19 protein-coding genes are annotated in these 22,772 nt (G+C 59.9%); 16 read left to right on the top strand and 3 right to left on the bottom strand.

Annotation, left to right across the window (positions count from 1 at the left end):
• The 4 genes from F8A88_RS06720 to F8A88_RS06705 all read left to right on the top strand — a co-directional run bounded on the left by F8A88_RS06720 (window position 1) and on the right by F8A88_RS06705 (window position 5,909).
• Complete coding sequence (locus tag F8A88_RS06720) at window positions 1-1,917, top strand: TonB-dependent receptor plug domain-containing protein (protein WP_151150374.1); 1,917 nt, start codon at window positions 1-3, stop codon at window positions 1,915-1,917.
• Entirely contained in the window at window positions 1,905-2,612 is a 708-nt protein-coding gene (locus F8A88_RS06715) for a YfiR family protein (protein ID WP_151150373.1), read from the top strand. Before F8A88_RS06720 ends, F8A88_RS06715 begins: the two co-directional genes overlap by 13 nt.
• Window positions 2,612-4,099, top strand: a complete 1,488-nt coding sequence (locus F8A88_RS06710) for a CHASE sensor domain-containing protein (protein WP_151150372.1) — start codon at window positions 2,612-2,614, stop codon at window positions 4,097-4,099. The genes F8A88_RS06715 and F8A88_RS06710 overlap by 1 nt, the downstream gene beginning before the upstream one ends.
• A gap of 97 nt (window positions 4,100-4,196) precedes the next feature.
• Window positions 4,197-5,909, top strand: a complete 1,713-nt coding sequence (locus F8A88_RS06705; protein WP_151150371.1) for a methyl-accepting chemotaxis protein — start codon at window positions 4,197-4,199, stop codon at window positions 5,907-5,909.
• Window positions 5,910-5,923: 14 nt separating this feature from the next.
• Here the strand turns inward: F8A88_RS06705 and F8A88_RS06700 are convergent, their stop codons facing one another.
• Window positions 5,924-6,664 (bottom strand): DUF3108 domain-containing protein, encoded by a 741-nt coding sequence (locus tag F8A88_RS06700; protein WP_241667376.1) that lies wholly within the window; start codon window positions 6,662-6,664, stop codon window positions 5,924-5,926.
• A gap of 174 nt (window positions 6,665-6,838) precedes the next feature.
• Here F8A88_RS06700 and F8A88_RS06695 point away from each other — a divergent pair, with 174 nt between their 5' ends.
• A complete protein-coding gene (locus F8A88_RS06695; protein WP_151150369.1) occupies window positions 6,839-7,324 on the top strand; it encodes a CBS domain-containing protein in 486 nt (161 codons plus the stop codon).
• A gap of 78 nt (window positions 7,325-7,402) precedes the next feature.
• Here the strand turns inward: F8A88_RS06695 and F8A88_RS06690 are convergent, their stop codons facing one another.
• Both F8A88_RS06690 and pyk read right to left on the bottom strand, forming a co-directional pair.
• On the bottom strand, window positions 7,403-8,416 hold the full coding sequence (locus tag F8A88_RS06690; RefSeq protein ID WP_151150368.1) for an HD-GYP domain-containing protein: 1,014 nt from the start codon (window positions 8,414-8,416) through the stop codon (window positions 7,403-7,405).
• Window positions 8,417-8,422: 6 nt separating this feature from the next.
• Window positions 8,423-9,853, bottom strand: a complete 1,431-nt coding sequence (gene pyk, locus F8A88_RS06685) for a pyruvate kinase (protein WP_151150367.1) — start codon at window positions 9,851-9,853, stop codon at window positions 8,423-8,425.
• A gap of 303 nt (window positions 9,854-10,156) precedes the next feature.
• Between pyk and F8A88_RS06680 the strand changes: the two genes are divergently transcribed.
• Genes F8A88_RS06680 through murC form a run of 11 tightly spaced genes read left to right on the top strand, consistent with a single transcriptional unit; the run spans window position 10,157 to window position 22,765 of the window.
• Entirely contained in the window at window positions 10,157-10,603 is a 447-nt protein-coding gene (locus tag F8A88_RS06680) for a division/cell wall cluster transcriptional repressor MraZ (protein WP_151150366.1), read from the top strand.
• Window position 10,604: 1 nt separating this feature from the next.
• A complete protein-coding gene (gene rsmH / locus F8A88_RS06675; protein ID WP_151150365.1) occupies window positions 10,605-11,588 on the top strand; it encodes a 16S rRNA (cytosine(1402)-N(4))-methyltransferase RsmH in 984 nt (327 codons plus the stop codon).
• Window positions 11,585-11,872: a hypothetical protein gene (locus F8A88_RS06670; protein WP_151150364.1), complete on the top strand. Its 288-nt coding sequence runs from the start codon at window positions 11,585-11,587 to the stop codon at window positions 11,870-11,872. The genes rsmH and F8A88_RS06670 overlap by 4 nt, the downstream gene beginning before the upstream one ends.
• Before the next feature lie 12 nt (window positions 11,873-11,884).
• Window positions 11,885-13,861: a penicillin-binding transpeptidase domain-containing protein gene (locus F8A88_RS06665; protein ID WP_151150363.1), complete on the top strand. Its 1,977-nt coding sequence runs from the start codon at window positions 11,885-11,887 to the stop codon at window positions 13,859-13,861.
• 13 nt (window positions 13,862-13,874) lie between these two features.
• Window positions 13,875-15,347, top strand: coding sequence for a UDP-N-acetylmuramoyl-L-alanyl-D-glutamate--2,6-diaminopimelate ligase (locus tag F8A88_RS06660; RefSeq protein ID WP_241667375.1), 1,473 nt, complete (start codon window positions 13,875-13,877; stop codon window positions 15,345-15,347).
• Window positions 15,348-15,349: 2 nt separating this feature from the next.
• Complete coding sequence (locus F8A88_RS06655) at window positions 15,350-16,708, top strand: UDP-N-acetylmuramoyl-tripeptide--D-alanyl-D-alanine ligase (protein WP_338325288.1); 1,359 nt, start codon at window positions 15,350-15,352, stop codon at window positions 16,706-16,708.
• Window positions 16,705-17,781 (top strand): phospho-N-acetylmuramoyl-pentapeptide-transferase, encoded by a 1,077-nt coding sequence (gene mraY, locus F8A88_RS06650; protein WP_151150360.1) that lies wholly within the window; start codon window positions 16,705-16,707, stop codon window positions 17,779-17,781. The genes F8A88_RS06655 and mraY overlap by 4 nt, the downstream gene beginning before the upstream one ends.
• A 4-nt stretch (window positions 17,782-17,785) precedes the next feature.
• Window positions 17,786-19,090: a UDP-N-acetylmuramoyl-L-alanine--D-glutamate ligase gene (gene murD, locus F8A88_RS06645; RefSeq protein ID WP_151150359.1), complete on the top strand. Its 1,305-nt coding sequence runs from the start codon at window positions 17,786-17,788 to the stop codon at window positions 19,088-19,090.
• Window positions 19,090-20,223: a putative lipid II flippase FtsW gene (gene ftsW, locus F8A88_RS06640; RefSeq protein ID WP_151150358.1), complete on the top strand. Its 1,134-nt coding sequence runs from the start codon at window positions 19,090-19,092 to the stop codon at window positions 20,221-20,223. Before murD ends, ftsW begins: the two co-directional genes overlap by 1 nt.
• A complete protein-coding gene (gene murG, locus F8A88_RS06635; RefSeq protein ID WP_151150357.1) occupies window positions 20,220-21,326 on the top strand; it encodes an undecaprenyldiphospho-muramoylpentapeptide beta-N-acetylglucosaminyltransferase in 1,107 nt (368 codons plus the stop codon). The genes ftsW and murG overlap by 4 nt, the downstream gene beginning before the upstream one ends.
• A gap of 50 nt (window positions 21,327-21,376) precedes the next feature.
• A complete protein-coding gene (gene murC, locus F8A88_RS06630) occupies window positions 21,377-22,765 on the top strand; it encodes a UDP-N-acetylmuramate--L-alanine ligase (protein ID WP_151150659.1) in 1,389 nt (462 codons plus the stop codon).
• Window positions 22,766-22,772 lie beyond the last annotated feature (7 nt).

Raw genomic sequence — 22,772 nt, 5'->3', positions numbered from 1 at the left:
ATGACCCGTCCCACCTACGGGACCATCGTGCTGCTTCTGCTGGCGTGGTGCATGGTGCCGCCTTCCGTGTGCGCACAGGAATCCGACGATCTCGAGACCATGGACATCGCCCAGCTCATGGAGGTACGGGTGACCACGGCCTCACGCCGCCCCGATCGTCTCTCCCGCGTTGCCGGGGCCGTGTCCGTCATCACGGAAGAAGACATCGCCCGTTCCGGCGCCTCCTCCATTCCCGAGGCGCTCCAACTGGTTCCGGGCGTGCACGTCACCCGCATGGACACGGACAAATGGGCCGTGGGCATCCGGGGCTTCAGCAACATGTTCGGCAACAAGCAGCTCGTGCTCATCAACGGCCGCCCCATCACCTCACCCACGTTCACCGGCGTATTCTGGAACAACCAGGCGGTTCCCCTATCCACCATCAAGCGCATCGAAGTGGTTCGCGGCGTATGGACCAGCCTATGGGGCGCAGACTCGTTCAACGGCGTCATCAACATCATCACCAAAACCGCAGCCGAGATGAACGGCGGCACCAGCGTGACCCGCGTCGGCACGGAAGGGCTGGAGCAAACGCTCTCCTACGGCATGCATGTCGATCAGGACACGGACGTGGCCTTTTTCGGCAAGGGCAGCTACAGCGACGGCCTGAGCATGCGCTCGCCGGACGGCTCGGCCCGCAGCACGCAGGAATGGAAACAGGGCAGCACAGGATTGCGCGTGGACTGGGACAACGCGTTTACCGACACCCTCTCCTTTGAGGCGGCCGGAGCCCTAACCCGGTCGGAGGACGGCGCCGGGGTCATGCGCCCCAAATACCCCGCGGGATTCAGCAACGAAAATCATTCCGGGTACATGCAATTCACGTGGGACAGAAGGACCGGACTGGATGCAGGGGTTCGCTTCCGCACGTCCTACTCCGCAGATGGCATGAGCATGGGAGACTTCAGGGGCGTAGTAAACCTCGTGGACATGGAAGTGCTGCACGCCATGCTTCAAAACGGTTCACACAGGTTCACATGGGGAGTGGGAACCCGCGTGGCATGGGACGATTTTGACGCCTCCGACCACATCCGCATCGAGGAAAACCAGAATACACGCTTTGACGCCAATGCCTTTGTGCAGGACAGGATAACCCTGCACGACGACGACCTCTTCCTGATTCTGGGACTCAAGCTGGACTATCGTGACTCCGGCTTCCTCGGTCTGCAACCCACGGCGCGACTGCTGTATACCAAGGACAACCAAGAACTCTGGATCGCCGCATCCCATGCGCGGCGTTCACCGGACCGCTGGAGCGAAGACGGAAGCTACAGGATCGACTATCAGGGCCACACCTACACACTGGAAAACCCGGGCGGCCTGAAAAACGAACGCCTCTACTCCCTCGAAGCGGGCTATCGGCAAATCATCTCGCCACAACTCGAATTCGACATCAGCACATATGTAAACCATTACGACAGCATGACGCACATCAGCTATGACGAATCGACCTATACCGCCACCGTGGACAACGACATGTGGGGCACGGCCTACGGCATGGAGGCCGCTGCCGACTGGAAACTGAAGGAAAGATTGACCCTGCGTCCGTCCCTTGGAGTGCTGGTGCAAAACATTCGCGGGGGCGACGAGGAATGGACCCGCCACAACCCCACGGGCGACCCCATCTACGAAGCCAAACTGTTTTCCATGCTGGACATTTTGCCCGAAGTCGGGTTCAACACGCTGCTGCAGTATCGGGCCTGCCCCACGGAAGATGACTTTGACCCCACCTTTACCGTGGACGCTTCGCTTTCGTGGCAAGCCCGCCAAGACCTAAAGCTGGAACTTATCGGCCAGAACATCTTTGACGACAACGACAAAAGTTCGCCGCTCGAAAACGATCCGAGTTTCAGCGTGAGGGCAACATGGAAATTCTGAGCCGGAAACGGCTTCCGATTTTCGCCGTGCTGCTCGCGCTCACGGTCCTGCCTGTTCTTTTCGCCCCAACGGCCGATGCCGGTAACGAAAACAGACAAGGCGTGGAAATGGACAAACTGCGTTCCCTGTTCATAAAACGCATGACAAAATACGTTTCATGGCCCGTGGAAAAAACGGACAAACCGCTGATCGTTGCCGCAACGGATGCGCACAGCCTGCGTCCCTACTTTGAGGGACAAAGCAGCAAGTTCACCCTTCGCCAGTGGCCCGTGGATGAGTGCGACATACTTTTCCTGAACAACATTTCCCCGCAGACCGCCGCGGCCATCATCAAAAAACTGGGCGAACGCCCCATACTGACCGTGGGACAAAGCTCCAAGCTCATGGAAATGGGCGGCATGGTCAATTTCCGGGAATCGAACGGCAGGCTGAAGCTTCAAATCAACGCCAAAGCCGTCAACAAGGCGAAACTGAGCATCAGCTCCCGCCTCATGTCGCTGGCCGACGTATACGGCTCCCGCAACCAATCTCAATCCTTCAAACCCGAAGCCCCTTCCAACCCGGCATCAAAAATGGTCGGCGCGCCCGCAGGGAAACGCCACGACAAACACAGACATGGCCCGAAAAGGGGACCGGGGCCGAAAAAGGGGTCGGGGAGCCATAACGGCACAGGCAACAGGGGAGCCCGCTTTTGATGCGCTGGAACACCCTGTCCCTTGACCACAAGCTCAAGCTCATCATTCTGGGCACGCTGCTCATGGCACTGGTTCTCTCCCAGACCATGAACGTCTTCACGGTCGTCCATGCGTACCGGCAGGAATTCAGCCACCGCATGGAAGGCACTGCCCGGCTCGTGGCCGCGGCCAGCGTGGCGGCGCTGGACTTCAACGATCCGGCAGCCGCGCGCGAAAACCTCGCCTCCCTGCGCATGATGTCCGAAATATCCGGTGCCGCCATATACGACCAGAACGGCAAACTCTTCAGCGCAATCGGAACGCCCCCGAAAAACCATGAAGCCATGGGCACGACCATGACCATGACCAACTGCGAGGTGTGCAGCCCCATATTGTCCGCAGGAGAAAAAACCGGAACGCTGGTCATCCGGGGTTCGCTGGCCGGGCAATGGGACATTCTGACCACGGACGCGGTCTTTTCCATGGCTACGCTGGTGCTCATTTTCGCGCTCAGCGGCTTTGTGGGTAGCCTGTTGCGGCGCAAAATGCTGGCCCCGCTCAAGGAAATCACCACGGTCGTCACGGATATCAGCCAAAGCCAGGACTATTCCCGCCGCGTGCATCATCAAAGCAATGATGAAATAGGAACGCTAGTCAACGAGTTCAACGCCATGCTGGATGAAATCGGCAAGCGGGACAACTGGTTGCAAAGCCACCGGGAAATGCTGGAAGACATTGTTCGCCACCGCACGCGCATGCTTCGGGAAAAAAAGCAGGAATTGCAGGAAAAGAACACCCAACTGCATATTGAAATGCGGGAACGCGAAAAGGCGGAAATGATCCGCGAGGAAGTGGAACGCCTCAACCGCCATGACCTGAAATCCTCGCTGACGCTGGTCATCGGCTATCCGGAAATCCTGCTGGGCACCGAAGGGCTGACGCACGAACAACGACGCTACATCAAACGCATCGAAGCGGCCGGGTACCGCATGTTGGACATGGTCCGCAATCATCTGGACATGTTCAAAATGGAAAAAGGCATCTACACGCTGCGCAACAACCGCCTCGACATGGTGGAACTGCTCTGCGGCCTTGAAGAGGAATTCGTGCCCCTGTTGCGCAGTTCGCAAGTGGCGCTGAACATGTCCATGAACGGCAAGGACATCACCGGGATGGAGGAGTTTTCAATTCAGGGAGAGGACCCGCTCATCCGGGCCATGGCGCGCAACCTCATCCAGAACGCCGTGGAAGCCTCAGGCAAAGGAGACACGGTATACGTGTATCTGCGCAACGGCACCCGCAAACGGCTCACCATCCAGAACTCCGGCATGGTGCCGAAAGAGATCCTGCCACGTTTCTTTGAAAAATACGCCACGCACGGCAAGGAGCACGGCACCGGGCTGGGCACGTATTTCGCCGCGCTGGTGGCCCGCACCCATCAGGCGGGCATCGCCATGAAAACCGATGCCGCGCGGGGAACCCGGATCACCGTGACCTTCAAAGGATAAACCCACCCATTCATATAATAATGGCAGTCCTCCACCCAAAGCCGTTACTTTCGACCTAAAATCAGGGCTCGGTATCACTTTGGACAAGCGAGGAAACATGCTGAGAAAAATCACCATCAACACACGGATGATCATCCTGATCGTGGTCGTGCTGCTCATGGCGGCCGGCTTCGGCTGGACGTTTTTGTCCGGTGTCGGCGAGGTCAAGGACATTGGCGTGGACCGCGCCAACAAGGCCATGAACGAAGGCGAACGGCGCAAGCTGCAGGTGGCCACGCACAGCATGGCCGTGGCCATAGGCGCCGCCATCCGCGACATGCCCGTGCTGGAGCAGAAAGTCGCGACCATCCGTGCGCTTGTGGACGATGTGCGCTTTGAAGAAGACAAGTCCGGCTACTTTTTCGTCTACAACAAGACCACCAACGTGGCCCTGCCCCCCAACAAGAAGCTGCAGGGCAAGGACCTCGGCGACCTCAAGGACAAAAACGGCGTCCAGCTGGTCAGCGAGCTGTTCAAGCTGTCCCAAAAGGGCGGTGGCTTTCTGGTCTACATCTGGCCCAAGCCCGGCAAGGGAGACCAACCCAAACTTTCCTATGCGGAAATGATTCCCGGCACGGATATGTGGATCGGAACGGGCGTGTACCTCGACAACGTGGAAGAACAGACCGCGGCCATTGCCAGCGACATCGACGACGTGGTTTCCGGACTCATCTGGATCGTGGGTTCCATTGCCGCCGCAATATGCCTGTTGGCAATCCTGCCCTTCTGCATTCTGGTGGCCCGCTCGGTCATCACGCCCATCAATGAGGCACTCGTCCTTGCAAATACCGTGGCCTCGGGCGACATGACCGTGGAAATCGACACCAGCCAGACCGACGAACCCGGCAAGCTGAGCGCGGCCCTCGGCACCATGACCTCCCGGCTCGACGGCATAGTTGGTCAGGTCAAGGAAGGCGCGCAAAGCGTTGCCTCCGGGTCCGTGGAAATCAGCGGTTCTGCACAGAGCCTTGCGGACGGGGCAACCCGTCAGGCCGCCTCCGTTGAAGAGGTCTCGGCCTCCATGGAAGAAATGATCGGCCAGATTCGCCTGAACACGGACAATGCCCAGCAGACCGAGTCCATGGCCACACGCACGGCCGAGGACGCGCAACAGGGTGGCGACGCGGTCATGGAAGCCGTGGACTCCATCAAGAATATCGCGGAAAAAATCTCCATCATCGAGGAAATCGCCCGGCAGACCAACCTGCTGGCCCTGAACGCGGCCATTGAAGCGGCGCGGGCAGGAGAAGCGGGCAAGGGCTTTGCCGTGGTGGCTGCCGAAGTGCGCAAGCTCGCGGAACGCAGCGGCATGGCAGCCTCGGAGATCAGCGAGCTTTCGGAATCGACCCTGGCCAAGGCCGACCAGGCCGGCTCCATGCTGAACAAGATGGTGCCGGATATCCGCAAGACAGCGGAACTGGTTCAGGAAATCGCCACGGCAAGCATTGAACAGAACACCGGTGCCGAGGAAATAAACAAGGCCATTCAGGAGCTGGACCACGTCATCCAGCAAAACGCCTCCGCGTCCGAGGAGATGGCTTCAACGGCACAGGAATTCACGGCACAGGCAGAACAACTGCTCGCCACCATGGAATTCTTCAAAACACGCGAGACCGGAACCGGCATGCAGGGCGGCCCGACGATCCGCAAACGGCGCCCTGCAACAGCGGCCCTGCCCCGCCCCGAGACAAAACCGGAAACGAAACAGGAATCCGGCGGAACGACGCTGGACATGGACCAGGAATCCGACAGCGACTTCGAACGATTCTGAGCATCCGGCCCCGGTCAGGGAACCTGTGCTGCACAGGTCTCCCGGCCGGGGTCATACCCCACCAGTTCCATGGTGAAATGCCCCACCACCACCTTGGATTTGACCCGCACGGGAAGGCGGCGCTCGTCCGCGGAAAACCAGACCAGAAGCTCTGCATCGTCCGACTTGCGAAACACCCCGGAAAGATGTTTCACGTCCAACCGCACCCGGAAGCACGGCACCTCGCCCAGCGGTGTATCAAGGGTATCCATGCCCTCCACATATGCCTCGCCGGAAACGCTGACCTTGCCGTCCGTGACCGGGCCGCTGAAACGCATGGTCTTGTATAACGTCTGCTTGCGAAAGGCGAAAAGAATGGCCAGTGGATCAAAGACATATTCGGGCTGTTCCAGCGTCCGCCGCAACTCGCCGCGCACATAGCGCAACGTCCTGCGGGCATCCGGCTCAAAACGCAGTTCCACATCCTTGCTGTAGTCTCCCTCCCGCTGCCGTTTGAGGTACAGGTAGGACCGCTCAACATCCGGATCGGTCCACGACTCGATGCGATCGCGCACTTTGTAGAAGGCATCCACAAAGGGAGTGGACCGGGCCTCGGCCAGAAAGCCCAGCGCGGGCTTGCCCGCGACATCCTTTTCAGGCAGGACCTCCAGGGTAGCAGATCCGGCATGCACCACGGTCCAGTATATTTCGTAGCTGAGCTTTTCTCCGGCATGGAAAGGCATGGCCAGAGCCTGCGGCGCCGCGAAAAAGACCATGCAAAATACTGCGGAGACGAGTTGTTTCATCATGCCCTGATTGTGGAGATTCCCCGCAACTTGTCAAGTATCTGCTCTGCGGTGTTAGAAGTGTGGACAAAATACCCGCAAGCAGATACATGGTAATACAGACAACATATTGTAATTCATCCCGTTTGAAAGGAGATTACGCCGATGATGCTCAGAAAACGCGCCTGGGACATGATGCGAGACGATTTTGCCGCGGTACGCGAAGACGCCAGTCTGGCCGAGGCCATCCGCGTCATGCGCGAGTCCATGAAGGAACACCCGGAAAACTATGTTGTTGTGGTCAAGAACAAGGCCGGGAAGCTCGTGGGCGTGGTTTCCATCCGCAGTGTCCTGACGGCTGTCAAAAAATCCGTGCTCAAGGAAGAGAACCTCAAGCAGGTGGGCGAAACCGATTGGGATCAGGCCTTCAGGGACGCCTGTCTCATCTGCACCCAAATGCGGCTGGACGATTACATTGAACGGAACATCCCCGTTCTCAGGCCCAACGACCCTGCACTGGTCGTGCTCGACAACTTCCTCAAAGACAAAAATCATTGGGGCGTGGTCGTGGAAGGCGGCAAGGTCATCGGCGTTGTCTACATCGCCGACCTGTACCGTGAAATGACACGGGACATGGTCAAACTTTTCTAGATTCCCCCAGAATCTGACGCAGGAAGGCCCGCATCACCTTGTGGCGATGCGGGCCTTCTTCAATTCATCAAAACAAAACTACTTGAGTTTGAGATCCGTGACCAGCTTGCGCAGCATGCCGGTCATGGTCGGGTCGTACCCCTTGTCCATGAGCAGCTTGTTGGCGGCTTCTTCGGCAGTCATGGGATCCCCACGGAACGGACGCTTGGAGGTCATGGCGCAAAATGAATCGGCCAGACCGCACAATTTGCCGAAATACCCCATGGTGTCCCCGCTTTTCTTCTGCGGATAGCCGTTGCCCGTGACCCGCTCATGGTGCCCGACCACGCATTCCTCCACTTCCGGATACTTGAGGTCCAGCTTGGCAAGCATCTGGTAGCCCAGCATGGGGTGCTGGTTGACCTTGGCCCGTTCCTCTCCGGTCAGCGGCTTGCTTTTCTGCAATATGAAGGAAGGGACCTTGGTCATGCCGAGATCATGCAGAAACAGTCCGGCGGTCATGCGGTCGAACATCTTGCGCTTCACACCGCCTTCCTCGAAATCCCGTTTGCGCATTGCGCCATACAGGGCCAAACCGAAAAAACCGGTATTCACGGCATGGGTCTCCAGCGAATACTCCTTGTTGAGCCTGCGGGCCAAGGCCCGGGACCGGTGGATGTCGTTGAAGAGATATTCCGTCAGGACCATCATGTCGGTCCAGAGCTTGTCGAAAACAATGGGAACCGGCTGCTCGAAGAACTCCTTGCACCGGCGTGTGAGCGCCTGCGTGAAGATGTCCCCGATTTCACGTTCCTTGAGGTTCTTGTCCACAAGAACGAGGTCCAGCTGGTAACTGATATGCTTGACGTAGACGGGATGGTCATCGCGCGAAACAAAGATGATCCCTTCCTTGGTCAATTCCGCCAGTTCCTCGATCTGCTCGTTGGAAAGCCTGCCCCCGACCTTGTAATATGGAATGATGCGGGCCACGTTCTCGTCAAACCGATACAGATTCAAGGGAGGTCGGAACTTGTTGAAACTACCGAGAATGTCGGGATTGATCTGGTAGTATTCCTCATTGAGGCCGTCTGTGATCTCGTGCTTCATGGACATGCTCTACTACTTTACGAACAGCTTGACCACATTGGTCTGTGTTCTGGACGCGTCCCTGGCAGGGTCGGGCTGGCCGGCAGCAATGATAACGACATCGTCGTCCTCGAACGCCGGATGATTCTTCACGAACTCTTCGGCCCGTTCCTGATGGTTGGACAGCGACGTGTCCGGAACCGCAGGAATAACCCCCCATGACAGGTTGCAAAAGTGCCGTGCAACCGGGTCGGATGTCAAGGCGTACACGGATTGGCGGGGACGGCATGAGGAAAGGATGCGCGCCGTGGCCCCTGAGGTGGAATGCGAAACGATTGCTCTGGCCTTTGTCTTGGCGGCCAGCATGGCGGCCGCATAGGCCAGATACGTGGCCGGATGCTCCAGGTCGCCGAAGCGGGTATCCTCGTCATTTCGCTGTTCATAATAAAAATTCTCTATCTCGTAGGCAATGGTGCGCATAAAACGCACGGCCTCGTCCGGATAACGGCCTATGGCGGTTTCCTCGGAAAGCATGATGCAATCCGCGCCGTCAAGGATGGCGTTGGCCACGTCCGTTGTCTCGGCCCGGGTGGCCATGGGGCTGTTGACCATGGAAAGCAGCATCTGCGTGGCCACAATGACCGGCTTGCCGAGTTTGTTGCAGGCGCGGATGATGCGCTTCTGCATGGCCGGCAATTCGGCAAGGTTCATTTCCAGACCGAGGTCGCCGCGCGCCACCATCACGCCGTCGGTCACTTCAAGGATGCTGTCCAATGCTTCAATGGCCGCGGAGCGTTCGAGCTTGGCAATGATGGGAATCTTTCTCCCGTGCTTGGCCATTTCCGCGCGCAGCTGGATAATGTCTTCGGGTTTCTGCACGTAACTCATGGCCACGCAATCCACACCCAGCTTCATGCCGAAGGCCAAATCCTTCTTGTCCTTGTCCGTCAGCGCGGCCAGCGGCGTGGTCTTGCCCGGAAACGATATACCCTTGCGGGGCGGGGCGAGTCCGGAATTGATGGCCCGCAGGCGCACAAGGTGCTCGCCCTCGCGCCTGATCGCGGTGAAACGCAGCATGCCGTCGGAAAGGGCCACCGGGTCCCCTTCCTGAATGACCTCGAGCAGATCGGGCATATTCAGACAGATGAACGGTTCGTCGGTGGCGCCTGCCTGCTCCCGGGTGCCCAGCAGCACCTCGGTGCCCTTGTTGATTTCCAGCGCCCCCAGCCCCACATCTTCGGTACGTACCTTGGGGCCGGACAAATCCTGAAGCACTGTCAGGGTAAAACCGGTTTCTTCCTCGAGTTTGCGGATGATGCCGACCATCCTCTCGAAAAACTCCTCGCCGCCATGTGAAAAATTGAGCCGGAATATCTTGGCCCCGGAATGGACCAACTTGCGGATTTCCTCTTCGGTTTCCGTGGCCGGTCCCAGCGTGGCAATGATCTTGATATGCCTGTCCATGCTTCCTCCCTGAAAAAAAAATACATGTGTGAAGGAATTATTATTGAACGCACCCCCCTCTGGGGGGAGCGTTTCTTCTTTTCGGGCCGAAATTACAGGAAAAATAAATATTGATCCAATATTTTCCATCAAAAATACTAGGCTCAGGCCCCTGAAAAGGCAACCCGATCCTCTTATTTTCACGGGTATTTTCTTCTTTTGGAGTTGACAAACTCCGGTTTTTCATACACGTGTGGAAAAAAGTGGGACAAAGTAGGTAAAATAGGTCATAAAGTGGAAACAACGTCACAACACGAGGTATGAATGCGATTTCGCGGTCACGCACATAGAAGCCTGGACGAAAAGGGCAGGCTCATATTGCCACCGGACTTCAAGGACAAAATATTGTCCGAGGTTCCGGAGGGCAAGCTCGTGCTGACCATCTGGGAAAAGCATGTCATCGGCATAACCCCGTCCCAATGGGACAGGCTGGAAGAGGAACTCGAGAAGATCAAGGCACCCAGCCGCCAGATGCAGAACATCATCCGCATCTTCTATTCCGGCTATGAGGAAGTGGGCGTGGCCAAGAACGGGCGTATCGCCCTGCCCGCCCATCTGCGCAAGAGCGGCAAGCTGGAACGGGAAGTCGTGGTCATGGGCGCGGGCAGGCGCTTTGAGATCTGGCCGGCAGAAAGCTTCGAAAGCCTTCTCGAAGAAGATTACGACGTTTCCGAGGAGCTGGCGGAAAACAACGTCAGCATACCCTTCTAATATGGAAAGAGAAGTGGTGGATCCGGCCTCGAAACACAAAACGGTTCTTTTACATGAAGTGGTGGAATGGCTTCGTCCCGAACCGGGCAAACGGTACATGGACGGAACCCTTGGAATGGGTGGCCACAGTCTGGCTATTCTCGAAGCGTCCCTGGGCAGGGCCGAGCTTATCGGCCTGGACCGCGACGAGAAGGCATTGGAGCTGGCACGGCAACGGCTGGCAGGCCATGCAGAAAACATCCATCTTTTCCACCAGCCTTTCAGCGAGTTCGAAGATGCTTTGGACGAACTCGGCTGGGAGGGCGTTGACGGCGCAGTGCTCGATCTGGGCGTTTCGTCCATGCAGCTCGACGAAGCGGACAGGGGGTTCAGCTTCCTGCACGACGGGCCGCTGGACATGCGCATGGACAGCGACGGCGATCTCGAACCCGCCGAAACGCTGGTCAACACCCTCAACCATGGGCAGCTCGCACGCATCATCCGTGAATACGGCGGCGACCCCATGGCAGGCAAGATAGCATCGGCAATTCTGCGTGAACGTGAATCGGAACCGATCACGACCACGCTGCGTCTGGCAAGCATCGTGGAGCGTGCCTATCCGCCCAAGATGCGCAGGCAGGCACGAAACCATCCGGCAACCCGGACGTTTCAGGGATTGCGAATAGCAGTGAACAGGGAATTGGAGGAACTTGACACCTTCCTCTCCTCAATCATCGGACGTTTGAATCCGGGTGGCAGGCTGGCCATCATCTCGTTTCACTCCCTGGAAGACAGGGCCGTGAAATGGGCGTTCAGGGAAGCGGCAAAAGCATGTAAATGCCCGCACCACCAGCTGCATTGCACCTGCGATGGCGTCCCGAAAATCAAGGTGCTGACCAAGAAGCCGCTCATGGCAAGCGACGAGGAAATGCAGGGCAATCCCCGCAGCCGCAGCGCAAAGCTCAGAGTGGCCGAACGGCTCGGACCGGAAGGACAACGGGCATGATTTCGATGGACCGGAACTGGTTACCCCTCTTTCTCGCCTCGCTCGGCGTGGGTCTGGGATTGGGGCTGGCCTCTGTCTGGTTGAACATCGAACGCATGGATCTGGCCTACGACCTCAGGAAGATGGAAAAGGAGCATGACCGCAAGGCTGCCCTGTACGTCAAACTCGAGGTCGAACGCGACAATCTCTCTTCTCCCTACCGGCTCAGAAAGCTGGCGGAGAAATACGGATTGGGCGTGGCCGCACCCGGACAAATCCGGCGAGTCGGCGAGGACGGCAACTAGAAGGTTTCCGCCATGACCGGCAAGACCAAACAGGGCAAAAAGGACCTGAGCAAAGCCAAGATCATCCTGGTGATGATCTTCTTTGGCGTTGCCTTGTGCGCCCTGTGGGTTCGCGCCGGGTGGGTCCAACTGCACGAGGGCGAATGGCTGGAAAAGATGGCTGCGCGCCAGAATCTGGCCGCGGAATTCGAATCCGGCGAACGGGGACGCATTCTGGACCGCAACGGCAAGATACTGGCCACCAGCGTGGAGGCGCAAAGCGTGTACCTGCGTCCCATGGAAGCGGCCAAGCACAAGCAAGCCGTTATCGCCACCCTCTCCTCGGTTCTGGGCATATCCAAGTCCAACCTGCGCAAACGGCTTCGCTCCAAACGGAATTTCATCTGGATCAAACGCCAGATCACGGACAAGCAGGCCTCGGCACTGCTCAAGGCCAAGCTGCCCGGCGTGCACCTGACCACGGAATACACGCGCCTGTACCCCAACGGCCACCTTGCCGGGCAGATCCTCGGTTTTGTGGGCGTGGACGGCAAAGGGCTGGAGGGCATCGAAAAACGTTTCGACAAGCACATGACACCGGGCAAGGCCAAATTCGTGGTGCAGCGCGACGCCTCGGGCCGCAGGCTCTATCTGGATGCCCAGGGCCGCGAAGTGAACATCAACGGCGCCCCCGTGCAGCTGACCATTGACCGCCACATCCAGAACGCGGCCGAACAGGCGCTGGCCGGGGCCGTGGATGAGTACCACGGCAAGGCCGGGGTGGTGGTCGTGGTGGAAGTTCAATCCGGCGACATTCTCGCATTGGCCAACTACCCCTTCTTCAACCCCAACATCTACCGCAGGACCAAGGCATCCGTGCGCAGAAACCGCGCGGTCACAGACATTTTCGAACCCGGCTCCACCATGAAGCCCCTGCTCATCGCCGCAGCGCTTCAGGAAAAAGTCGTGGATCCCGACAAACTCTATTTCTGCGAAAACGGCCGCTGGCGCGTGCCCGGCAAAACCATCCGGGACCACCATCCGGCTGCATGGCTGCCGGTACGCAAGGTACTGCGTTACTCCAGCAACATCGGTTCGGCCAAGATCGGCATGGACCTGGGCGCCAACAAATATCACGAATACCTGACCGCGCTCGGTTTCGGCGCACGCACGGGCATCAACTTTCCCGGCGAATCGTCCGGGCTTGTCCGGCCTCCGGAAAAATGGCGCAAACTCGATCTCGCGGCCACCAGCTTCGGCCAATCCATCGGCGTCACGCCCCTGCAGATGGCACAGGCGTTCCTGTGCCTCGCCAACAAGGGCCGGAAAAAACGGCTCAACCTGATTCTGGATCCGGCAGCCAAACGCGATGCCAAGGACGAAAAGCAGCCCGAACGCATTGTGGACGCAGACGTGGCCCAAACCGTGCTCTCGCTCATGGAAGAAGTGGTGGAAATGGACGGTACCGGCAGAAAGGCACGCATTCAGGGTCTGACCGTGGCCGGCAAGACCGGCACCGCACAAAAGGCTGTCCGGGGCGGATACGGCGACAAGTATCTGGCCTCGTTTGTCGGTCTGGTGCCCGGCGACGACCCCGAATACCTGGTCATCTGCATGGTGGACGAACCCACCAAGAACGACTACGGCGGCACGGTTGCAGCGCCGGTCGTGCGCTCCGTGATGGTGGACACGTTGGCCTACAAGGGACAACTGCCCGACGCGGCGGGAGAAGCCATGGCTGAAGAACTGGCCGTGGCGTCCATACCCAGCGAGGAGTTGGCGCAAACGCTGGCTCCGGCTCCACACAAGACAGCGGGCAGCACCATCCCCGATCTCCGGGGCATGGCCCTGCGCCGCGCACTGGAAATTTTGGTGAACAAGGGAATCGTTCCGGTTCTCAAGGGTGACGGGACCACCGTCTCCAGGCAAAAACCCGCAGCGGGCCGCCCCTGGCCCGAGGCAGGAAACACGGAGGGAAAGAAGGATGTTTTTGTTCTCTGGCTCTCCTAGCAGGAAAAAGACAATGACTCGCGGCGTAATGGAATTCGACCAGCTTCTGGAACTGGCGAGGGAAGGACTCATGGTGCGCACGGACTCGCGTGCCGTGCAGCCGGGCGAATGCTTCGTGGCCATGCCCGGCGTGGCCGTTCGCGGCATCGACTTCATTCCCATGGCCATGGACAAGGGCGCACGATACATCGTTGCCCCGGAAGACGCACGCGACCTCGTGGCTCCGGTGGCCGAAGAGGACGTGGTGGTCTGCTACGTGGAGAACACGGCTCGCGCCCTTGGCGAACTGGCTCGTGCCCACTTCGGCACGGACTCCATGGACATGAAACTGGTTGCCATTACCGGAACCAACGGCAAGACCACCACCAGCTACATCATCGAACACCTGCTGTCCGAGGCCGGTCGCAAGGTGGGCGTGCTGGGCACGGTCACCTACCGCTGGCCCGGCTTTTCCGTGGACGCCAAGCTGACCACCCCGGACTGCTGGATGCTGCACGAGTTGCTGGCCAACATGCACAAGGCGGACGTGGACGCCGTGGTCATGGAAGTCTCCTCCCATGCGCTGGACCAATACCGCGTTGCCGGACTCGATTTCGACGTGGCCGTCATTTCCAACCTCACCCAGGACCATCTGGACTACCACGGGGACATGGAAACCTATTTCCGGGCCAAGGCAAAGCTCTTCAACGAATACCCGTCCGAAGACAAATGCTGCGTCATCAACTACGACGATCCCTACTGCCGGCGTCTGCTCGACCAGTGCGAAAACGCCGTGGCCTACGGGCTGGGCGACCCGGGCGCGGCGGACAGCCAATCCCTGCAGGGACGCATCCTGTCCTGCACGGGCAAAGGCCTGCATCTCGAATGCGGATTCAAGGGCAAGACATGGCAGGTGGAATCGCCGCTCATCGGCCAGCACAACGCCATGAACCTTCTGGCCGCCCAAGCCGTGGGGCTGTGCCTCGGCCTGAACTGCAAGGACATGCGCTCCCTCAACGACTTTGCCGGGGTTCCCGGCAGACTGGAGCGGGTGCCCAACGACCGCGGCCTGCATGTTTTCGTGGACTACGCCCACACGCCCGACGCACTCATCAATGTTCAGAAGACGCTCAAGGAACTCGATTTCGACCGGCTGATCACCGTGTTCGGCTGCGGCGGCGACCGCGACCGTGCCAAACGTCCGCTCATGGCCCGCGCCGTGGCCCGGTATGCCGATGTGGCCGTGCTGACCTCGGACAATCCGCGCACGGAAAAACCCGAAGCCATCATGGATGATGCGCGCCCGGGCCTGAAAGACTGCGCCATGATGCTGGAAAACCCGGACCGGCAGACCGCCATCAACATGGCCATCCGGGAAATGAACGAAAACGACGTGGTGCTCGTGGCCGGAAAGGGGCACGAGGACTATCAGGTCATGGGCGATGTGACCCTGCACTTTTCCGACACAGAGGCCGTGCTCAAGGCCATGGAGGAACTGGACCGGTGAAGATGACATTGGCCGACATCCAGCGCTGCCTGAACGGCATGGCCGACGAAGGCATGGAAATCCCGGTGAATGCGGTGCGCACGGACAGCCGCGCCGTGACCAGCGGCGATCTTTTCGTGTGCATCGAGGGCGACCGTTTCGACGGCCACGAATTTATCGACCAGGCTGTCAAGGCCGGTGCCGCCGGTATCGTGGCTTCCAAGATCGTGCAGGCGGACGTGCCCGTATTCATGGTGCGCGACACGACCGTTGCGCTGGGTCGCATCGCGGCCTGCCACCGTTCCATGTGCAAGGCGCGGCTCATGGCGGTCACGGGAACGGCTGGCAAGACCACGGTCAAGGAGCTGTTGGCCGAAGTACTGGCCGCACGCTTCCCGGTGGCCAAGAACTATCGCAATTTCAACAACCAGATCGGCCTGCCCCTGTCCATGCTCAAGGCCAGCGAAAAGCAGGAAATATGGGTCATGGAACTGGGCATCAGCCTTTCCTCGGACATGGCCGAACTCGGCCCCATTGCCACGCCGGACATCGCCATCATCACCAACGTGGGTCCGGGCCATTTGCTGGGACTGGGCGACATCGAAGGCGTGGCCAAATCCAAGGCCTCGCTGCTGCACTACCTGCAGCCCGGCGGCGTGGCCGTGGTCAGCATGGACTATCCGCAACTGTGGAAGGCCGCACGGGAGATCATTCCCGATCCCGTCGGATTCTCCACCATGGATGAATCCGCGCCGTTCTTCTGCCTTTTCCTCGGACCGGGGCAATACGGCTCCGGCCGCTTCCTGCTGCGCACGCCCAAGGGCGAGCATGAATTCGAAGCACCCTTTTGCGGCGAGCATTTCGCGGAAAACCTCGCGGCCGTTGCCGCTGCCGCGCACACCGTGGGACTCAGCCCGCAACATGTCATTGACGGGGCCGCACGGTTCAGCGCTGACAACCAGCGTTTCTGTTGCCGTCCGGAAGGCAGCATCATGGTCATCGACGACACATACAACGCCAACCCGCTGTCCATGAGACGCTCCGTGGAAACCGCCCGGGCCATTGCCGGTGAAAGGCCGCTGGTGCTGTTGCTGGGCGACATGCTCGAACTGGGCGAGGAATCGGCCAAACGGCACCACGAGCTGGGTGAGACCCTGGCCGTGATCAAGCCCGAGGCTGTTTTCTGGAAAGGAAAACACATTGCCGACGTTCGCTCGGCCTACCCGGACGTGGCGCCCCTGACCACCCCCGAAGATTTTGCCGAAAACTGGAAAAACCTGAAGCTGGACGACGCGGTGGTTCTGCTCAAAGGCTCCCGCTCCATGAAAATGGAAGAATACACCAAGGCCCTGCGGGGCGTGCTGCAAGGAGAAAGGCCGTGATCTATCACCTGCTCTACCCCTTGAGCGCCGAAGTAGGCGCGTTCAACGTGTTCCGGTACATCACGTTCCGGTCCATCTGGGCGTTGCTCACCGCGCTGATCATCTCCATTCTGTTCGGCCCCATGATGATCCGCTGGCTCAAGCGGCTCAAGTTCGGCCAATACATCCGCGAAGACGGCCCCGCGCACCAACAAAAGCAGGGAACCCCGACCATGGGCGGACTCATGATCCTGTTCAGCGTATTGCTGAGCTGCCTGCTGTGGGCGGACCTGACCAACCATTACGTGCTGCTGACCATGTTCGTGTTCGCGGGCTTCGGAGCCGTGGGATTTGCGGACGACTACATCAAGGTGGTCAAGAAACGGAATCTGGGCCTGAGCTCCAAGGCCAAGTTCATCAGCCAGATACTGGTTGCCTCTGCAGCCATTGCCGTACTCATTCACGAGCCCAACTACTCCACCATGCTTTCCGTGCCCTTCTTCAAGAACTGGCTGCCGAACCTCGGCTGGTTCTACCTGCCCTTCGCTCTGCTGGTGCTTGTGGGTTCCAGCAACGCGGTCAACCTCACGGACGGGCTGGACGGGCTGGCCATCGGCCCCATGGTGGTGGCCATGGCCTGTTTTGCCATCTTCACATACGTTTCCGGGCACACGGGCATTGCACAATATCTTTCAGTCCCCACCCTGCCGGGCATCGGCGAGGTCACGGTGTTCTGCGGCGCAATGGTTGGCGCAGGCCTCGGATTCCTGTGGTTCAACGCCTATCCCGCTCAAGTCTTCATGGGCGACACCGGCAGCCTCGCGCTGGGCGGCGCGCTGGGTTTCGTGGCCGTGCTGGCCAAGCAGGAACTGCTGCTGGTCATCGTAGGCGGCGTGTTCGTGTTCGAAACCCTCTCGGTCATCATCCAGGTGGGCTACTTCCGCATGACCGGCGGCAAACGCATCTTCCGCATGGCTCCCCTGCACCATCATTTCGAACTCAAGGGCATACCGGAATCCAAGATCATCATCCGGTTCTGGATTTTTTCCATACTCATGGCGCTCATGGCGCTTTCAACACTGAAGCTGAGGTAGAGGCATGAATCGCGTGGTCAAGGAATTCGCAGACAAGCACCGGCTCGAAGGCAGCAGGGCAGTTGTGGTGGGCGCAGGTAAATCCGGCGTCGCAGCCGCACGGCTGCTGCACGCGCTCGGGGCAAACGTCCGCATGGTGGACACCAACGAGTCCCTGCCGGAATCAACGCGCGAGGCGGCATCCGCCGTGGCCGAACTGCAAACCGGCCCGCACAATGCCGGCCAGTTCGCGGACGCAGACCTTGTGGTGCTCTCCCCGGGTGTTCCCGCCAGAAGCCTCGCAGAATTCACCAACGGCCTGAACCCGCGCAAGGTGGTGGCCGAACTGGAATTTGCCTCATGGTTCATGGAAACGCCCATCATCGCCATCACCGGCTCCAACGGCAAGACCACCACGACCACCCTGATCGGCGAACTGCTCAGGGACGCGGGCAAATCCGTATTCGTGGGCGGCAATATCGGCACCCCGCTGTGCGAATACCTGCTGGACATGGATCCCGTGGACGTGGTGGTTCTGGAAGTCTCCAGCTTCCAGTTGCAGAACTGCCGCCTCTTTCACCCGCATGTGGCCCTGTTCCTGAACATTGCGCCCAACCACCTCGATTATCATGAGGACATGGACGAATATCTCGACGCCAAACTGCGCATGTTCGCCATGCAGGAAGAAAGCGACATGGCCATCGTGCACGAAAGCCTCCGGCCCGTGCTTGAAGGGCGCGATTTCACCAAGGCGGAAACCATCTGGTACTCCTCGGCAAAACGCTTTGACGCCCCACACCTGCCCGGCGCTCACAACAAGGCCAATGTACAGGCCGCATGGCTGGCCGTGAAGCAGTTCGGGGTTTCTCCCCGCAACGCGGAACGGGTGCTGTCCGGGTTCCGGTCGCTGGAACACCGGCTGGAGATACTGGGCCAGGCCAAGGGCGTGACGTTCGTCAACGACTCCAAGGCCACCACGCTGGAAGCCGTGGCCGCGGCCGTGCGCAGCTTCGACGGTCGCACAGTGCGTCTGCTCATGGGCGGCAAATTCAAGGGCGGTGACGTGGGCGAACTGGCCCGGACCATGGAAGGCCGCGTGGAACAGGTCGGACTGTACGGTGCCAGCCGCGACATTTTTGAAGGGCCCATGAAACGGTATTTCCCGGTGTCGTGGGACGACACCATGGAGCTGGCCGTGCGTCGGCTGGTTTCGCAGGCGCACCCGGGCGACGTGATCCTGCTTTCGCCGGGCACGTCCAGCTACGACCAGTACCCCAACTATATTGCCCGCGGCGAAGACTTCCGCCGCATTTTCGGGGAGTGCCAATAATGAGCACCAACCGCAGAATACGCCCCAAGGCCGCACCCGCGCCCGTGGGCACCATGGACCACTGGCTGCTTCTGGCCACGGTCCTGCTGGCCGGTTTCGGCCTGATCATGGTGCTCTCGTCCAGCGGGATCATGGCCGAGCGTTTCTACGGGGACAAATACTATTTCTTCAAGAAGCAGCTGATTTTCGCGGCCGCAGGCGGGCTGGTCATGTACGTGTGTTCCCGCATACCGCGCCGCTTCATCTACGGGCTGACATACATGTGGCTGTTCATCGTGCTGGTATTGCTGGTTCTGTGCGGACTGACGCCGCTGGGCGTGCGTGCCGGCGGTGCGGCGCGCTGGCTTTCACTCGGGTTCTTCAACGTGCAGCCCTTGGAGCTGGCAAAACCCGCGCTGGTCATCTATCTGGCATATTTCTTTGCCAAGCAGCAGGACAAGGTCAAGAATTTCTCCATAGGCTTCCTGCCGCCGTTCATCGTTTCCGGCGTGCTGTGCGGGCTGCTCATGCTCCAGCCGGACTTCGGCGGAGCCGTGTTTCTGGCCATGATCCTCTTTTTCATGTGCGCGGTGGGCGGCACCCGGCTGAGCTACCTGTTCACGGCGGGCGTATTCGGCGGCGGGCTGGGCTGGATGCTCATCTCCTCGTCCCCATACCGTTTCAAGCGCTGGACCGCGTTCCTCGACCCCTTTGCCAGTGCGCAGAACGAAGGCTACCAACTGGTGCAATCCCTGTACGCCTTCGGATCAGGGAAAATATTCGGTTCCGGACTTGGCGCGGGCAAGCAGAAACTCTTCTTCCTGCCCGAGGCCCACAACGACTTCATCATGGCCGTGGCCGGGGAGGAACTCGGATTCATCGGCATGAGCCTGTTCTTCATGCTGCTGGCCTTTTTCCTGTACCGGGCCTTCCGTGTGGCCACAAGTCAGGAAAACCTGCAGGACCGCTTCACAGCCTTCGGCATGACCCTGACGCTGGCCCTGGGCTTCGTGCTCAACCTAGCCGTGGTGCTGGGCACGGTACCGCCCAAGGGCGTGGCCATGCCGTTCATGAGCTACGGCGGCTCCAACCTGCTGGTCTCGTTCATATGCGTGGGCATGCTCCTGAACATTTCGCGCGGAGGTGGGCGATGACCCTGAACCGCGCCGTACTGACCACCGGCGGAACCGGCGGACACATTTTCCCGGCACTGGCCGTGGCTGACGAACTGCGCCAACGCAACCCGGAATGCGCCATCCTTTTTCTGGGCGGCAGCGGTCCCGAACGGGAACTGGCCGAAAAACACGGCCTCGAATTTTGCGAACTCCCGGCCCGCGGCATCATGGGCAAGGGCATCGGCGGCAAGCTGCAGGGCGTGATGCAGGTGTTGCGCGGCATTGTGCGGGCGCGCACCGAACTCAAAACCTTCCGCCCCGAGGTGGTCGTCGGGTTTGGCGGCTATGCCGGATTCAGCCCGGTGCTGGCCGCTGCCTTCAGCCACATTCCCTGCGCGGTGCACGAGCAGAACTCGGTGCCGGGCGTGACCAACCGGTTGCTGGGCAAAGTGGCGGACCGGGTCTTCCTGTCCTTTGACGACACCACCGGGGCCTTCCCCGCGTCAAAAACCATGCGCACGGGCAACCCGGTGCGCAGCGATATTTTCTCGGCACACAACGCCGGAACCAGGGGACGCAACCTGCTCGTCCTCGGCGGCAGCCAGGGCGCACGGCCCATCAACGAGGCCGTGGCAGCCATCCTGCCCGAGCTCATGAGCGCAGGCATAAACCTGCTCCATCAGGCCGGGAAAAAAGAAGAGCAAGCCGTGCGCGCGGCCTATGAACAGGCCGGGGCAGACCCGAATTGCGTGCACGGGTTCATGGACGACATGGCCAGGGCATACGCATGGGCCGATCTGGCCCTGTGCCGCAGCGGCGCGTCCACGGTATTTGAAATTGCGGCAGCGGGGGTTCCGGCCGTTTTCGTGCCCTTCCCGCAGGCCACACACGATCATCAGACAAAAAACGCCATGGCCATGGAGCGGACAGGCGCGGCACGTCTTCTGGAGCAGGACTCCATGAAGGATTCGCTGGCGCGCACGGTGCTCGAACTGCTCGACGCGCCCGAAACGCTCGAAACCATGGCGGCAAAAGCGGTGGAGTTTTCCGCGCCCACGGCGGCGGCGGACATAGCCGACGAGCTGGAACGGCTCGCCGGAAAGGGCTCCGAAGAACCGCATAAGGAAGGGTTGCAATCATGACGGCAGCACAAGGACCGAGCCTGACGTTCAGGGGCGAATCCTGCCCGGCCATGCGGGCCAGAGTCAACAACATCCACATGGTGGGCATTGGCGGTTCCGGCATGAACGGCATTGCCGAGGTGCTCATCAACATGGGATTCAACGTGACCGGGTCCGACCTTGCGGCCGGAGCGGCCGTGCGCCGCCTCCAGAAACTCGGGGCCATCGTTTACATCGGCCACGGAGCCGACAACGTGCGCGACGTGGACGTGCTGGTCAAGTCCACGGCCATTCCCGACGACAATCCGGAACTCAAGCGCGCCCGCGAACTGGGCGTGCCCATAATCCCGCGCGCGGAAATGCTGGCCGAACTCATGCGCCTGCGCACGGGCATCGCCGTGGCCGGAACCCACGGCAAGACCACGACCACGTCCCTGCTGGCCACCATCTTCACGGAAGCGGGCTACGACCCCACCGTGATCATCGGCGGCAGGCTCAATACCTACGGCGCCAACGCACGGCTCGGCGAAGGCGACTACCTCATTGCCGAGGCCGACGAATCCGACGGTTCGTTCCTGTGCCTCGCGCCCGTGGTCACCGTGGTCACCAACGTGGATGAAGACCACATGGATTTCTATTCGGACCGCGACCAGATCGATGAGTCCTTTACCACCTTCATGAACAAGATTCCCTTTTACGGCATGAACGTGGTCTGCGGCGACGACGAAGGCGTGCAGCGCCTGCTGCCAAAAATCAAACGGCCCTGCATGACATACGGCATCGGCGTGCACAACCGGTTGCGCGGCGAGATCGTCAGCTCGCACCTGCGCAGTATCTTCAAGGTCTATCTGGATGGTGAATTCTGGGGCGAAGCCTCGGTGGCCCATCCGGGGCTGCACAACGTGCTCAATTCGCTGGGGTCCATCGGCGTGGCCATCGAGGCCGGGCTGCGCAAGGAAGACATCCTGCGCGGACTGTCCAATTTCGGCGGCGTGGGCCGACGGTTCGAACGCAAGGGCGAACGCGCCGGGGTGCTGGTGGTGGATGACTACGGACACCATCCCGCGGAAATCAAGGTCACCCTGCAAACCGCGCGCGCCTGCTACCCGGACCGCCGCCTCGTGGTAGCGTTCCAGCCGCACCGTTTCAGCCGCACAAAGGCCCTGTTCGGCGATTTCTGCAAGGTTTTCGAAGACGCGGACCTGTTGCTGCTCACGGAAATCTATCCGGCGTCCGAGGCTCCCATCCCGGGCGTGAACGGCGTATCGCTGGCGCAGGGCATCAAGCAGGTCAGCGATACGGATGTGGATTTTTGCGAAGACTTCGACGTGCTTGAAGAAAAGCTCCACAAGACCCTCAAACCGGGCGACCTGTTCCTGACGCTGGGCGCGGGATCCATCTGGCGCGTGGGCGAACATTTTCTCGATGCCGTGGAAGGCACCGGAACCGGAGACAAATAGGAAAGGC

Origin of the sequence: Pseudodesulfovibrio senegalensis (assembly GCF_008830225.1) — a bacterium.
GTDB lineage: Bacteria > Desulfobacterota > Desulfovibrionia > Desulfovibrionales > Desulfovibrionaceae > Pseudodesulfovibrio > Pseudodesulfovibrio senegalensis.
This window is presented reverse-complemented; position numbering and strand designations above follow the sequence as displayed.